This window comes from Psychrobacter okhotskensis (assembly GCF_965638355.1).
GTDB lineage: Bacteria > Pseudomonadota > Gammaproteobacteria > Pseudomonadales > Moraxellaceae > Psychrobacter > Psychrobacter okhotskensis.
This window is the reverse complement of the sequence record NZ_OZ281822.1, coordinates 1,436,154-1,451,883: the sequence shown is the minus strand read 5'-3', so window position 1 is coordinate 1,451,883 and position 15,730 is coordinate 1,436,154. Positions and strand designations below refer to the sequence as shown.

Genomic DNA, 15,730 nt, shown 5'->3' with positions numbered 1-15,730 from the left:
ACTACTATTGTAGCGTTATATCATTTATGTTGTCATCATACGTCACCATGGTACAAATAGCGAAATTAGCTTATAAAAGTCCAGCATAGTTGGCTGATAAATACCAAAAGAAGCTTTTATACGCAAAAAAATGCGCAGTAAGCTGATGTTTAAAAATCCCAGTTTAGGGCTGAGTGTTGTTAAGTATAACGAAGTTTTGGTTTGCACATTCCAGTTATCAGTCAATTAACTGCGCGACTGCCCTTGTCAACCAGCACTTTTGTCCTCATAATGATTATTCCTATAAATCAGCTAGACGATATATAATCATGACAACACCAGCTACCAATAATGCAGATATTGATGACGTGAATATTGAAAAATTCATTCCCTTGATCACCCCCGCTGAGCTAAAAACTGAGCTACCTTTATCAGACGAAGCCTATAAAACCGTCCTAAAAGGGCGTAATACGATCCAAGATATTTTGGATGGTAAAGATAAGCGTCTGTTTGTGGTCATCGGCCCTTGCTCTATCCACGATATCAAAGCCGCTCACGAATATGCCGATCGCTTAGCTGCATTGGCAAAAGAGATCGAAGACAGCATATTCGTTGTAATGCGCGTTTATTTTGAAAAACCGCGTACCACGGTCGGCTGGAAGGGTATGATCAACGACCCTGATATGAATGACAGCTTCGATATTGAAAAAGGTCTGCGTACCGCTCGTAAGCTATTGCTTGATTTGAATGAGAAAGGCTTACCTTGCGCGACTGAAGCGTTGGATCCAAATACTCCGCAGTACATGCAGGATTTAATCAGCTGGTCAGCAATCGGCGCACGTACCACTGAGAGCCAAACGCATCGCGAAATGAGCTCTGGCTTATCATGCCCAGTTGGTTTCAAAAACGGTACGGACGGCGGTATGACGGTTGCGGTTAACGCCATGCAAGCGGTTAAAGAAGGTCATAGCTTCTTAGGGTTATCCTCAGATGGCAAAGTCTCTATCATCAAATCTAAAGGCAACCCTTACGCACACGTGGTACTACGCGGTGGTAATGGCAAGCCTAACTATGATGAAACTGCTGTTGCGCAAGTGGAAAATGAGCTAGCAAAAGGAAAAACCAACAGCAAGATTATGATTGACTCAAGCCATGCTAACTCAGGTAAAGACCCGTACTTGCAGCCGATGGTTATTAATAACGTCGCCGAGCAAATCCAAAACGGTAACAAATCCATCATCGGCATGATGGTTGAGAGTCATCTTAAAGGCGGCAGTCAAAAGCTAACTGCTGACTTGAGCCAGCTTGAGTATGGCAAGTCTATCACCGATGGTTGCTTAGATTGGGATAGCACAGTCACTGCGCTATACAATCTACGTGACATGGTAAAAGATGTATTGCCTAACCGTTAATAGCGATTGGTCATAATGAATCGTTATTAGGCCACTCAGCAAAAAGCCCGTTTGACATAATTAATGTCAAACGGGCTTTTTTTATACTTCAGCTTATAAATTTGAGGACAGGCCTTAAGCTAACCGTCCTACTCACTTGCTTCGCCTAGTACGCTCGTTAAGCTTTCGAGCACGTGTTTAGAAGACACGGCTTGCTGCAAATCTAACAGCTTATCATGCGCCATCTGACGACGTGGCTCAGCCAAGGTATTCCAGCGCGCCAGCACCTGCAACAAGCGCGATGCTAAGACAGGATTAGCATCATCCAACTTTTTAATCACAGCAATATAGATATCTAAACCCTCTGCCGTCCATAAGACGGTCGGCTGCGAGGTAAAAGCGCTAATCACTGAGCGCACACGATTGGGCGTATTCCAATCAAAATCAGTATGAGTGAGCAACGATTGGATAGCCTCAGTAGTGACCGTATCAGCTGATGCTTGCACACTAAACCATAAATCGATAACCAAGTCATTTGCTTGGAAACGTTGATAAAAGTCCGCCAAATAGGCATCCGCATCTGCCAATTGATGATTAACCATCACTTTTAATGCACCAAAACGTTCCGTCATACAGCTGGCATTGTCATACTGCTGCTGTGCCCATTCATTGGCACCATTAACGTTAGCCGTCAATGCCATGTCTAATATCACATTGCGCAAGGCACGAGTACCACGAGCGGCGGCGCTATCTTCATAAGACTGCATGGGCAGCTGCTTATAAAGTACTGCCCATTGGTCTTTTAGCATCTCTGCCACTTGCTGATATAAGCCTTCACGCTGCGCTTTGACCAACTCTGGATCATAATCTTCAGCAATAGCAGAAGCCAACTCTTGCGCTGATGGAATATCAAGCAAACGCGCCGCCAACATCGCATCGTCAGCTGCGAGCACGGGCAAGGTCTGCGCTAATGCTTGTAGGTACACTTCAGGGTTGCTCTTCTCGCCTTGGCCTTGCAGCAAGATGCGATTGACCAGCATTTGCGTCACTTGCCAGCGGTTAAAGCCGTTGGTTTCATGCTTGAGTAAGAATGCCAAATCTTCATCTTGATAGTCATAATTAAGCTGTACTGGCGCACTAAAGTCACGCAGCAATGATACTACTGGTTCGCTAGTCACATTTTCAAAGGTAAAGGTTTGCGCGGCTTGATCGAGTAGCAGCATACGCTCGGCGACGATAGCACCAGAATCTTGGTCAAATAGTGCGGTCGCTACGGGAATAGGTAAAGGTTTAGGCGCATCAAAACCACTAACATGACGGGTTTGCTGACTTAAAGTAATGGTTAACGTTTGCGTGGTGCTATCGTAATCTTGGTGACCAGACACCACTGGCGTACCAGGTTGACGATACCAATCAATAAAATCTTCAATTTTATCATCAGTAATACTAAGCGCAGACAAGAAGTCCTCAACGGTAACTGCTTGCCCATCGTAACGACGGAAATACTCATCCGTACCTTTACGGAAGTTATCTGCCCCCAAGGTATTCGCAATCATACGGACGATTTCAGCGCCCTTTTCATAAACGGTCGTCGTGTAAAAGTTATTAATCTCGACGAAACTTTCAGGGCGTACAGGATGTGCAAGCGGCCCTGCGTCCTCAGCAAACTGATGGGCACGCAAAGTCGCGACATCATCAATACGCTGTACGGCACTTGACTGTTGATCGGCTGAAAAAGATTGATCGCGGTAAACAGTAAAGCCTTCTTTTAAGCACAACTGGAACCAATCGCGGCATGTGATGCGATTGCCTGTCCAGTTATGAAAGTACTCATGCGCGATGATGGCTTTCACACTAAAGCTACGCGAGTCCGTCGTGGTCTCAGGGCTAGACAACACACAAGCGGTATTAAAGATATTCAGACCCTTGTTTTCCATTGCGCCCATATTAAACTGACTAACGGCGACAATCATATAGCGGTCTAAATCATAAGCGCGGCCATAATTAACCTCATCCCATTTCATCGAATCTTTTAGGGCTTGCATACCGACATCACACTTATCGATATCGGCAGACTTGGCGTATATTTCTAGTAAAACGCCTCGACCTTCGCTAGTGGTATAAGAATCCGTCAATACATCTAAGTCAGCGACGACACAGGCAAACAGATAGCTTGGCTTATTGGTCGGATCATGCCAAATCGCATAATGACGGTCTGACGCACCAGTAACCTCACCTGCCTCTACCAAATTACCATTGGCTAGTAACGTCGGATAGCGCTTATCGGCCTCAAGACGGGTGGTGAATATCGCGAGTACATCGGGGCGATCTGGATAAAAAGTAATCTTGCGAAAGCCTTCTGGCTCGCATTGAGTCACAAACATGGTATCGTCACCGCTACCTGCCATGTAAAGCCCTTCAAGGGCGGTATTGGTCTGCGGACAAATACGTACTTGAATCTCTAAAGTGATTTCCTCAAGTTCATCAGGTATATCAGTGATGGTAAGTTTACCGGCTTGTTGCTGATAATCTGCATCTGATAACTTACGACCATTCATGGTAATAGCCAGCAGTTCCAACTCTTCACCAAATAATACAATGTTCCCAGCGGTTTGGCGCACCATCTTCAGGGTACTGTCTACCTGAGCATATTCTTCAAATAGCTTAATATCTAAATCAACCGTTTCTACATCAAAGCTTGGTTTTTTATAATCTTTTAAGTTGATCTTACTCGGTGCATGCGGCGGCACATCTGGCATTTCAGGGTTGATAATTTGAGCATCAGTTTCAGCAGTAGACATAGGGATTCCTATTATTATTTATAGTAAAAATTTGGGTAAATCACATTAGGGCGGGACGTCAATTATGCACAATTTTTATGATCATTAGAATAATAGCGACATTTAGCTACATTGACCTAAACCAGCAGATTTCAAGAGCAACCCTCAAGATTATTACGCCTATCATCCGACGCAAATATCAAAAGCGTCAATCATCCATTGGATAGTCGCCATGAAAATGATTTAATAGAGACACAGCTCACCAACAATCAATGGTTTATTAATGACAACACAATCTGCTAATCGCGCAACTATTACCCTACCACTCTTAATAGATTATATTGATGTACTATTACCATCATTAGCAACACAAGTGAAGTCACCAGACACGAATGAACAAACCACTGCTGATCAAATCACTTTTGATCAAATCAATGATAGCTCTGATTTGCTGTGGGTGGTGCAAGATAAAAATCAGCGTTTAGCCCTACAGCCAACACTGAAAAAATACGCTGATGAAAATGGAAAAATGCATTTATCAACGTTATCAGAACTTACGCAACAGCAATTATCAGAACGTTATGAGCTTGCCTGCTTTTGGCTACCCACTTTATCAGCAGAGCTATTACCACAATATATTCCATTGCTCATGCGCTATCGCGATCTTTATGCCGCGCATCTACTGATTGCACTTGATAGCTCCATAGACCTAAAAGCTTATGGCTTTACGCCATTTGATATTTTAGACGAACCGTCTGTGAAAGTAACTGGCAGCAGTGCTATAGATGACTCCCTACCAGACGCCTCATTACCAACATTATGGCAATTTAATTTGTACGATTATAAGCAATTACCAAACTGGCTCAATGCAGATTATTGGGCCAATCCTGAAAACTGGGGCAAACATCGTTGGTAAAAATTCGCGTGTTGTTTGAATAGTATGAAAGACCTTATGTAATTTGCAGATTATTTACAGTAATACTACTTACATAAAGTAACATTTAGTATATGATAGATAGTAATTGCCTAAGTTTTATCGTAAGCAGTTTAAAACAACAAATCTAATTAAAATTTTAGGAGCTCGTCATGTCAATCAGTTTTTCTAAGATCGCTGTCCTCGCTGTATTATCAAGCGCCGTTGCCATTACCACAGGTTGTGCAACCAAGCGTGCTACCTCTGAAGTCGTGGTTGCACCACTAGGTATCCCAGGTGGTCAAGCTGGCTACAATGGTGCTGTTATTGTAGACAATTCAAACGCCGTTATTACTGGTGCTGAAAACTTACAAGCGGTTGTTTACTTTGGCTTTGATAGCAGTGAAATCACCTCACAAGCAGCCAGTGTGTTGAACCAACACGCAGGCTTGTTAAGCTCAAACCCAGCCGCTGGTGTCGTGATCGCTGGTCATACCGATGAACGCGGTAGCCGTGAATACAATATCGCCCTTGGTGAGCGCCGTGCCCAAGCAGCACGTGACTATCTTGCTGCTCAAGGTGTTGCTGTAAATAACATTCGTGTCATCAGCTATGGCGAAGAGCGTCCTGCGGCAGCTGGCAATACTGAAGACGCCTATGCACAAAACCGCCGTGCTGAGTTGTCTTACTAAAATCAAGTAAACTGCCAATAATCCATAAAGCTTTATACGCTTTATCAAAGCCCAGTAATATCAATATTGCTGGGCTTTTTGCATTTCAGTCAGTTAAGATAGCGGATATCAAAAAGCACAAAATGAATAATAATGATGCAAAAATTGCAGTTAATAGACGTTAAATATACTCAGCTTGCTCCAATGACATGGTGCGCTACCGCAGAGGTGAGCGAATCTCTCTCTTTACACCTTAGAGAAACAAGGAGTAAATCGGCATGCTTATCCGTTTTTAATATACCAGATATGAATTTGCATCAGCTACATGATGCTAACTGGCAGCATTATACATCGCAAAGTCATTTGTCTGTGCGGGATATCGCTTACAATCAACGTCAGCAACAACGCAAAGGCGTTCGGCTACTGTTAAAAGCATTGCTCAATAAGTTAGCAATCACTGACACCTTAGATGAATCCGACTTCCCGTATCGACTGATGAACAGTAAATATTACGTATGTTTTAGCCATACGGGTGCGGGTTATAAAAACGATAGGCATACAGATAGTGATACAGACTTTCGTCACCCTAGCCATAAATCTTCTAATAATAAAATTGCAGTGGCCATCAGTCGACGTCACGCCGTAGGTATCGATATAGAGACCAATGAGGTTGCACGGAACGTGGCACAGCGCTTTTATCATCCTTATGAAATTGCCGCCTTACAAGCCTTATCAGCAAGCGATCGCAGCACCATGACTAAGCTGTTTTGGCAAATAAAAGAAAGCTTTATCAAGATTCATCAGTATAAATTGGCGCAAGGATTGGGAATGGATTACTCTTATTTACTGCCCAGCTTGGTTGACAAAATGAGTGAGAAATCATCTTTCGTTATCACTGGTGATGATAAGACTGACTATCACATTGCGGTTTTATCGTCGCAGCAAACTGTCGTTATTTTTTAGATAGCCCAGATTATTCACCTACTTGGATAATACTTTACTGATTACCGCTTTAATGCAAACAAAAAAAGACGACCCGAAGGCCGCCTTTTTTACTTACTCTAAATACAGTGCTTAGACTGCGATTAGATTAGAAACGGTAAGTTGCACCAAGTTTAACAATTGGGAACCACTCTAACCAATCTTTATCTTCAAGTTCTTGCTCAGCAAGATTTGCAACTTGGCCAGCATTTAAACCAGAAGGTACATTATTAACACCATTAGAAATGCCTACTAGTTTTTCTGGGTTTTTTGCATTAACAGTCGCATCAGTTTTACCCATGTATGCTGCACCGATTTCGCCGAATACACCCCAGTTGTTGCCGATGTTAGGACGGAAACCAATAGTAGCATAAGGAGCTAGCTTGTTACGGTGTTCCAACGTACCTTGTAGAGTACCTACATCATCTGCACTATACTTAACATCGTTAATTTGGTAATAGCTGTTTTCACCACCACCATTAGCATTAGCAGTTACATCGATATCGTTGTCAGGAACGATGATACCGGCACCCATAGTGAACCAGTTAGCTGCAGGACGGTATTGCACGCCTAGGTATGGGTTGCTAAAATCAGAATCAACATCATAGTTTACGTCGTCAGCATCAAAGTCACCGCCGAATAAATCAGCAACATCACCACCTGCCCAACCGGCTTGTAGTTCAGTTTTTTCGTTCATTGCCCAAGCAATGTTCGCACCATAACCTAAAGTACCCACTTCAGCGCTAACAGCGGCTGGGTTAACAGCGGTTTGGAAGAAAGTTTTAGTACCACCAAAAACTGCGCCAGTCGTGTTACGAACTATGCCAGCGTCGGCATTGTATGCATAAGCAGGTTCAGCTTGATAAGCGACAGCAACAGGCTCAGCTTCGTATACAACAGCATCAGCTTCGTCAACAACGATAACAGGTTCAGCAGCTAAAGCCGCAGTTGACGCTAGAATAGCGGCAGAGATTGCAGATAGTTTAATAAATTTCATAATTACTCTCCTAAAGTGTGAAATAACTCGCCCATAAAAAATGATAATTCAGCTTTTTTTAAACCATCATTTTGTTGAGCAGATTAAAACAATTTTGGCTCAAAAAGTCACCCCTATAAACGCGCTTTTTATTTGCCATTATGTAAAGATTGCATAGAAATTGTAATAATTACTACACTAACTAGCAAAACTTCGGCTTCCAGTTACACAACGCTCTCAAAGTAACTTAAGAGCACAGACACGAATACTAAATGGCTTAATGTTCATGTAATGGTATTACAAAATATGTCATTATGATGGACGAGCCATGAAACTAATTCAATAGTAGTTATATGGCTTATTACTACAGTTTGTTGTGATTTGTGAGTTGAGGTATCTTTTATTGCTTATCCTGCAGCTTTTGGCCTAAAACCATTTTGAGCAGGAATCATACGACAAGCCTATGTTTAAATAATAATTCAACTAATTATGGTTGATTCCATTTAAAAGAGAGTAAAGGCAACCGAGTGCAGAATTAGCAATCATACTTCAAGTTGGGTAAAGGCTGTCACTCTTTTATAGCGGATTGACTACATAGTGCGACTATTGCTTGTCTGAGACTGATATTATGCTAAATTAGAGAGTTATTCAGTCGTGTCTTAGCTTTACCAGTATTTGACTCATCGATTAAAACGTTTTGACGTTCTCTGCCTTATTATTTTTTATTATTGAGCCATTTTTATGCCTAAAGTATCGTCGATTACCCGTGTGTTAGAGATTATCGAAGCGGTGTCCTATGCCTCCAAACCTCTTTCTCCACTTGAACTGTCGCAAGAGCTAAATATCCCAAAACCCACCATCCATCGACTAATTCAGAACTTGGTTGATGAAGGGTTTGTGACCGTTGATATCGGTGGCGGTATTATACCCGGTAAGCGGGTCCGCAACCTAAGTGTCGAGCTCTGGCAACAGCGCCGGTTTTTTAATGAACGACAGCTGATCTTGCACAAGTTAGTTGATGAGATCAAAGAAACTTGTGGTATTGCTATTCCCTATCACATGGATATGCTCTATACCAACCGCGCTCAAACGTCGCTGCCATTACAGATTTATCTACCAGTGGGCGCAAAATCACCGATGTGGTGTACCGCTACAGGTAAGCTGTACCTGAGTCAATTGTCCACCACCAGTCGCAACAAAATCCTCCAAGGACTGCCGCTAGACAAATTCACCAAAAATACGATCACTGACGTTGATACTCTAAATGCCGAGCTTGATCGTATCGCTGAAACAGGTATTGGTATCGATAATGAAGAGTTTATTTCAGAGATGGTAGCGGTATCGGTGCCTGTGTTGGATAAAAAGTCACGCTATTTGGCTTCTTTATATATTCACGCCCCAACCATCCGCGTGTCATTAGATGAGCTAATGACACACGTGCCGCGTTTGCAGGCAGCGGCGAAGGATATTCAGACGCTGGTATACGAGCTACAAAATTGAAGGTAATAGATAGATGAACTTAGGGTCTGTTGAAAATTCAAATATTAGGACTGCTGATTGCTAAAATCGTCCCAAACTAGGCGTAAACCGACGATAATGTCGAGACCTTAGCTAGGTTTACAACAACGTTTGGGACGATTTTAGCATCAGCCTTTCAGGGCAGGGCTATTTTTATACTTTTCTTAGTCGCACTATCAAGAACAGTCTTTTAATACTTCATTAAACCACAGTATTCAAAACTGCTTAAGAGACTTAATCATTTAGAGCATTAAGATAGTACTGAGCTATCATGGCGCGCCATAATACTAGAAAAGTCCTTATCGCCGTTGTCTACCGTATGTGCTTCATAAAGTTCTGTCGCTTTGGCTCCCATTGGGGTTTCAACTTCCGTATCTTTAGCCGTTTGCATCGCAAGGTTAAGATCTTTTTGCATGAGCTTACTCATAAAGCCGCCTTGATAACCATTGCTAGATGGCACGTTCTCCATTACTTGCGGATAAGGGTTATAGACCTCTAATGTCCAATTGCGACCTGAGCTTTGTAGCATAATATCTGATAGCACTTTAGGGTCAAGGCCGTTCTTAACCCCTAAGTTAATTGCTTCTGCCGTTCCCGCCATTAGAATGCCTAACAGCATGTTGTTACAGATTTTCGCGACTTGTCCAGCACCGTGCTCGCCTGCATGAAAGATGTTTTTGCCCATAACAGCTAGTATCGGCTCAGCTTTGGCAAACGCATCAGCGCTACCACCGACGATAAAGGTTAAACTACCAGCGATGGCGCCGCCCGTACCGCCGGAGACTGGCGCATCTAAAAAGTCGATACCAAGCTTACTTGCAGCCTCTGCTACCAATCTTGCATCAGCTGCCGCGATGGTACTGCTATCAATAACCAATGTACCTTTGGGCAATTCTGCTAGTAAGCCGTTATCTCCATCATTACCTAAATAGACAGAATGGACGTGCTTGCCCGCAGGCAACATGCTAATGACGACTTGTGCATTGCTCGCAGCATCTTTAGGGCTAGCAGCCACACTGGCACCTGCTTGTTGCAAGCGCTGGGTAGCGTCTTCAGACAAATCATAGACAGAGAGCATATAACCTGCCTTTAATAAGTTCTCTGCCATCGGTGCGCCCATATTGCCAAGCCCAATAAAGGCTATATTTGGCTTGGCAGTATTGTTTGACTCTTTATTGCTTAAATCTGAATCCTTTGTACCCATCTCATCGCTCCTTGATGATTGCTTATGCAGACAGTGCTACACATAGTTTTACGTTTTTTAGTTTATACCTGATTCTTATAATGAGCTTACAAGCTCTTAGCGCACAAGCTGGCTGCCTAAGGCTTCATCACCCAACCAATCGCCTAACGGATGCTCGCCTTTAGCATAAGGATTCACAAAGTGCTGATGTATATATTCCTGCCCTTCGGTGCTTAGGCAGTCTGCTAATGAACGCGACCATTGTGGATTGCGGTCTTTATCAATTAATAGCGCACGTACGCCTTCTTTAAAGTCAGGATTGGCCGCACAATGTACGGCTACGTTGGCCTCTAAATACAGAACTTGTTCTAGCGATAAGTCCGTGACTTTATGATACAGCGCATAGGTTAAAGCGGCGGTAACTGGGCAACCTTGACGATATGTGTCTGCTGCCCGCTGCGTCCAGCTGTCTGCTGCAAAGTCTGAGTTTAGCTTTGCTAGCGCTTCATCGCTCTGTAGAAGTGCATCGATATCGCCCAGTCCGCCGCTGTTCATCAACTGCTGGATAGGATGCCAATATGTCGCTAATTTGCTAGCAGGCAATTCGGCTACTGGTTGCGCTGCCAATGCACGGCTAACGATACTATGAGCGCTATTGTTGCGACATTTATCGGTGCTACCTGCTGCCACTTGCCAATCGCTCTGTTTTAAGCTTTGTATGATGGCATCATAATCACTACTGGCAACGGCATACTCTGCAAGATTAGATAATAGGGCATCATTGCCATTACACATCGCACCTGTTAGCCCTAAAAATAAACCCGTTTTTGCCGGCATACGCTGTAAAAACCAACTGCCAGAGGCGTCAGGGAACAGTCCAATAGTCACTTCTGGCATGGCAAAGCGGGTGCGCTCGGTGACCAAACGATGACTACAGCCAGCCATCAAACCCATGCCGCCACCCATAATAATACCGTCGCCCCAGAGGATTAAAGGCTTTGAATAAAAATGCATCTGCCGATAAAGACGATACTCATGACCAAAAAACTCTGTCGCATAAGGGTTCGGCAGTGGCGCACTGGTAGACATACTGTCATACAGCTTACGGATATCACCACCAGCACAAAACGCCTTGTCACCTGCCCCTTTTAATACCAATGCCACTATCTGATCGTCACTTTGCCACTGCTCTAGCTGCTGGGCTAACAACTGACACATCTCAACACTGAGCGCGTTGAGAGATTTGGGCGTATTTAGTGTCATTATCCCAATGAGGTGGCCACAATCTGTCGGCTCAGTATTGAACAATACCGGCGCTTCTTGTGTATTTTTTTCTACGGCTTTTTGATTATTAATATCGTCCGTCGCTGTCGTAGCTGCTGTCATAAAAGTAACCTAAAAATTAAAAGGAAAAATATTAGCGCTAAGTCTGATTTAATTTGGCCTATTTATTTTGCCAAGTGGGTTTACGCTTTTCTAAGAATGCTTGTACGCCTTCGCGCTGATCGTTGGTATCGAACAACTTAACAAATGCTTCGCGCTCATGGATAAGGTTTTGTGCGGGCGGAGTATTTCTTGCGGCTTGGATAAGCTGTTTAGAATAAGTGACGGCAACAGGAGATTGCTTAGCGACTTTTTGCGCTAATGCTTGCGCCGCTAGTAAACCGCCACCTTTTGCCGTGACTTCCTCGACTAAGCCAATGCGTAATGCAGTCTCGGCATCGACGCGCTCACCGCACAATATCATACGTTTCGCCCAGCCTTCACCAACCAGTAAAGGCAGATTCTGCGTACCGCCTGCACACGGCAATAAACCCACGCCGGTCTCTGGTAAGGCCATCTGTGCATGCGCTTCTGCGATACGGATATCACAGGCCAGCGCACACTCAAGTCCACCGCCCATTGCATAGCCGTTGATGACTGCAATACTGACACCGCGATACGCTGATAGCGCTTCAAACGCTTCGCCAAAAGCAATAGCCATGCTAATTGCTCGCCCTTTATCACCGTCTGAGAAGTTATTTAAATCCGCACCTGCTGAAAAGAACTTCTCGCCGTCGCCATGAATAATTAAGGCGTAAACTTCATCGTTGGCATTCAGGTCAGTGACCAGCTGTTTGAGCGCTGGCAGACTGTCCATCGTCCACGTATGGGCTGGCGGGTTATTCAGTGTTACGGTAGCAATGTGACCGTCAATTGATAACTTGAGATTGGTATAATCCGTCATAAATAATCCTTTATTTTATCTGAATTTGGTACGATTTATTGGTTAAGCGCTAGGTAAAATAGCCATAGAAAATCATAGCTAACTTAAAATATTGCTATAAAAATATTGTCATAAAATAGTTGCGTACTTCGATTAACGCAATTGACTCAGTGCATCATCTTGCATAAGCTGACGCGAGACAATCACTCGCATAATCTCATTGGTGCCTTCCAAAATCTGATGGACACGCAAGTCTCGTACATGGCGCTCAAGCGGATACTCATTCAGATAACCATAGCCACCATGTAGCTGTAAGGCCTCATTGGCAACATCGAAACAAAGATCAGTGGAGAGACGCTTTGCCATCGCACAGTAGGTAGAAGCTTGCCCATCATTGTTATCGACTTTATTAGCCGCTAAATAAAGCATTTGACGCGCGGTAATCGTTTGGGTGAGCATATCAGCAAGCTTAAACTGTACGGACTGTAAGCTGGCAATCGGGCTACCAAACTGGCTACGCTCTTGCACGTAATTGGTCGCGGTCTCTAGCGCTGACTGCGCCGTACCTACCGCACAGATACCAATATTGATACGACCGCCATCCAAGCCTTTCATCGCAATGCCAAAACCTTGGCCTTCCTCGCCGATGAGATTTTCAGCGGGTACTTTGACATCTTTAAAACTAATGGTGCGCGTCGGCTGCGCTTTCCAGCCCATTTTATGCTCGTTTTTACCATATTCGATACCGGCGCTGTCAGCGTCTACCACAAATGCTGAAACCCCTTTTGGCCCTGCACCGCCGGTACGTGCCATGACCACTAAGACGTCAGTCGAGCCTGCGCCCGAGATAAAGGTTTTTTCGCCATTGAGTACATAATGATCGCCTTGCTTATCAGCTTTGGTGCGTAATGAGGCAGCATCAGAACCGGCGTTTGGCTCAGTTAAGCAATAGCTGCCAAGCCATTCACCGCTGACCATGTTGGGTAAATACTTTTTGCACAAGGCATCACTACCATACTCACCAATCATCCAGCCCGCCATGTTATGAATACTCATATACGCGGCGACTGCCGTATCACCCCATGCCAGCTCTTCAAACACCATGGCAGAGTCTAAGCGTGGTAGCCCTAAACCATCATATTCTGGGTTGGTATACAGCCCCAAAAAGCCAAGCTCGCCTGATTTCTTGATGACATCGATTGGGAAATGTGAGGTACGATCCCACTCAGCCGCATTCGGCTTTAGCTCTTTTTGAGCAAATTGCCGAGCGGTTTGGCGAAAGGCAATTTGGTCTTCGGTCAATGAGAAATCCATAAGATCATCCTTGTGCTTGCAAAGCAAATATGGTGAAGAAAGTTTGGTAAGTCATCAGTTCAATATTGTTTATACAGTATAGCAGCGACATAACGACATTCTCAAAATTATGCTCTACTAGTAAAGCACATATTAAGTAAGATTGACGTTATATCGCAAACATAGTGAATGAACGATTACATTGAAATAGTGGTATTCACGCCGCGGCTTGCCTCATCATCGAACCAGCGGGCAGTGACCGTCTTAGTTTGAGTATAGAACTGTACTGCCTGCTTACCATAAGGACCGAGATCACCAAGCTTACTAGCACGTGAGCCTGAGAATGAGAACATCGGTAGTGGCACAGGAATTGGCAAGTTAATACCGATTTGCCCCACTTGTACATCTTGTTGGAATTTATGTGCAGCAGCGCCTGACTGAGTAAAGATAGCGGTACCATTACCATGTGGGTTGGCATTCAATAGCTCAATCGCTTCATCAAGGTCGGCTGCACGCATAATACATAGAACAGGGCCAAAGATTTCTTGCTGATAAATTTGCATATCAGCGGTGACGTTATCAAAGATAGTCGGTCCTACGAAGTTGCCTTTCTCATAGCCTTCGACAGTAATGCCACGACCATCAAGAATCAAGCTAGCCCCTTCTTCTACCCCTGTACCAATCAGATGCTCAACACGCGCTTTTGCTGCTGGTGAAATGAGCGGACCTAAATCCTTGTCGTTTTTACCTGCTGAGACCACTAAGCCTTCTGCTTTGGCTTTGATATCGTCAATCCATTCACCTGCTGCACCGACTAACACCACGACTGACAATGCCATACAACGTTGACCGGCGGCACCAAAGGCTGCACCCGCTAGCTGATTGAGTGTTTGCTCTTTATTGGCATCAGGTAGGATAACGCCATGGTTTTTGGCACCCATCATGCACTGGGCACGTTTGCCAGATTTACTAGCGCGCTCGTAGACATGCTTGCCGACGTTGGTAGAACCAACAAACGAAACCGCTTTGATGTCTGGATGATCACAAATGGCATCAACCGTCGCCTTGCCACCATGTACCACGTTGAGTACACCTTCAGGGACACCCGCTTCTACTGCCAGCTCAATCAAACGCATGGTGACCATTGGGTCTTGCTCAGAAGGTTTTAGAATGAATGTGTTACCCGTGGCAATCGCCATTGGGAACATCCATAGTGGAATCATCGCTGGGAAGTTAAACGGGGTGATACCAGCACAGACGCCAAGTGGCTGCCAAATGCTATAAGTGTCTACGCCTGAGGCGACGTTTTCAACGAAGTCGCCGATTTGCAGATTGGCAATACCTGCGGCATGTTCGACGACTTCTAGACCACGGAATACATCACCGCGAGCGTCAGCGATAGTCTTGCCCTGCTCTGCTGTCAGGATTTCTGCCAGCTCATCCATATGATCGCGTATGAGTGCTTGATACTTCAAGAAGATACGCGCACGAGTAGTAATTGGCGTTTTGCGCCACGTCTGAAAGGCTTTCTGAGCGGCAGCGACGGCTTGATTGATTTCATCATCAGTGGTTTGAGGGACTTTAGCGATAACTTCTTGCGTGGCGGGATCGGTGATATCAATCCATTCGCTGGTATTAGAATCAACAAATTGACCATTGATGAGCTGCTGAACGTGGTGCATAAGATATCCTTATCTTTTTTGCAAGATTACCGTTTGACGGTATCTTCATATCTATAAAGAGAATTAGAAACGATAAGTTTCTACGAATAAAGCTTTATTTTAAAGTGATTTATTTTGTATCATTATTGACTATAACAATAAATCAATTTTAGGGTCA

Annotated in this window: 12 protein-coding genes; 5 read left to right on the top strand and 7 right to left on the bottom strand. The window is 44.2% G+C overall.

From position 1 onward, the window contains the following. Window positions 1–308: 308 nt before the first annotated feature. A complete protein-coding gene (locus ACSUPM_RS06180; protein ID WP_173239314.1) occupies window positions 309–1,391 on the top strand; it encodes a 3-deoxy-7-phosphoheptulonate synthase in 1,083 nt (360 codons plus the stop codon). Window positions 1,392–1,519: 128 nt separating this feature from the next. Here ACSUPM_RS06180 and pepN read toward each other — a convergent pair whose 3' ends face one another. After that, window positions 1,520–4,129 carry an aminopeptidase N gene (gene pepN, locus ACSUPM_RS06175; protein ID WP_436880318.1) on the bottom strand — a complete coding sequence of 870 codons (2,610 nt, stop codon included), beginning with the start codon at window positions 4,127–4,129 and terminating at the stop codon, window positions 1,520–1,522. Between the two features lie 304 nt (window positions 4,130–4,433). Between pepN and ACSUPM_RS06170 the strand changes: the two genes are divergently transcribed. From ACSUPM_RS06170 to ACSUPM_RS06160, 3 genes are all read left to right on the top strand, one after another. Continuing rightward, window positions 4,434–5,066 (top strand): DUF6231 family protein, encoded by a 633-nt coding sequence (locus tag ACSUPM_RS06170; protein WP_436880274.1) that lies wholly within the window; start codon window positions 4,434–4,436, stop codon window positions 5,064–5,066. Between the two features lie 170 nt (window positions 5,067–5,236). Continuing rightward, window positions 5,237–5,755 (top strand): peptidoglycan-associated lipoprotein Pal, encoded by a 519-nt coding sequence (pal, locus tag ACSUPM_RS06165; protein WP_025650635.1) that lies wholly within the window; start codon window positions 5,237–5,239, stop codon window positions 5,753–5,755. A 132-nt stretch (window positions 5,756–5,887) separates the two neighbouring features. Further along, window positions 5,888–6,697, top strand: a complete 810-nt coding sequence (locus ACSUPM_RS06160) for a 4'-phosphopantetheinyl transferase family protein (protein WP_025650636.1) — start codon at window positions 5,888–5,890, stop codon at window positions 6,695–6,697. Between the two features lie 127 nt (window positions 6,698–6,824). Here the strand turns inward: ACSUPM_RS06160 and ACSUPM_RS06155 are convergent, their stop codons facing one another. Continuing rightward, a complete protein-coding gene (locus ACSUPM_RS06155; RefSeq protein ID WP_436880273.1) occupies window positions 6,825–7,712 on the bottom strand; it encodes a hypothetical protein in 888 nt (295 codons plus the stop codon). 720 nt (window positions 7,713–8,432) lie between these two features. Between ACSUPM_RS06155 and ACSUPM_RS06150 the strand changes: the two genes are divergently transcribed. Then, window positions 8,433–9,191 carry an IclR family transcriptional regulator gene (locus tag ACSUPM_RS06150; protein WP_201577883.1) on the top strand — a complete coding sequence of 253 codons (759 nt, stop codon included), beginning with the start codon at window positions 8,433–8,435 and terminating at the stop codon, window positions 9,189–9,191. A gap of 268 nt (window positions 9,192–9,459) precedes the next feature. On the opposite strand, the gene mmsB is transcribed toward ACSUPM_RS06150, so the two are convergent. From mmsB to ACSUPM_RS06125, 5 genes are all read right to left on the bottom strand, one after another. After that, window positions 9,460–10,413, bottom strand: coding sequence for a 3-hydroxyisobutyrate dehydrogenase (mmsB, locus tag ACSUPM_RS06145; RefSeq protein WP_201567351.1), 954 nt, complete (start codon window positions 10,411–10,413; stop codon window positions 9,460–9,462). Between the two features lie 96 nt (window positions 10,414–10,509). Next, the gene (locus tag ACSUPM_RS06140) at window positions 10,510–11,778 is read right to left on the bottom strand and encodes an enoyl-CoA hydratase/isomerase family protein (RefSeq protein WP_227692077.1); all 1,269 of its coding nucleotides are present in this window, start codon (window positions 11,776–11,778) and stop codon (window positions 10,510–10,512) included. Window positions 11,779–11,836: 58 nt separating this feature from the next. After that, window positions 11,837–12,619: an enoyl-CoA hydratase gene (locus ACSUPM_RS06135; protein WP_201616098.1), complete on the bottom strand. Its 783-nt coding sequence runs from the start codon at window positions 12,617–12,619 to the stop codon at window positions 11,837–11,839. Between the two features lie 132 nt (window positions 12,620–12,751). Then, complete coding sequence (locus ACSUPM_RS06130; RefSeq protein ID WP_436880272.1) at window positions 12,752–13,912, bottom strand: acyl-CoA dehydrogenase family protein; 1,161 nt, start codon at window positions 13,910–13,912, stop codon at window positions 12,752–12,754. Window positions 13,913–14,088: 176 nt separating this feature from the next. Next, window positions 14,089–15,573 carry a CoA-acylating methylmalonate-semialdehyde dehydrogenase gene (locus ACSUPM_RS06125; RefSeq protein ID WP_201567332.1) on the bottom strand — a complete coding sequence of 495 codons (1,485 nt, stop codon included), beginning with the start codon at window positions 15,571–15,573 and terminating at the stop codon, window positions 14,089–14,091. Between the last annotated feature and the right edge of the window lie 157 nt (window positions 15,574–15,730).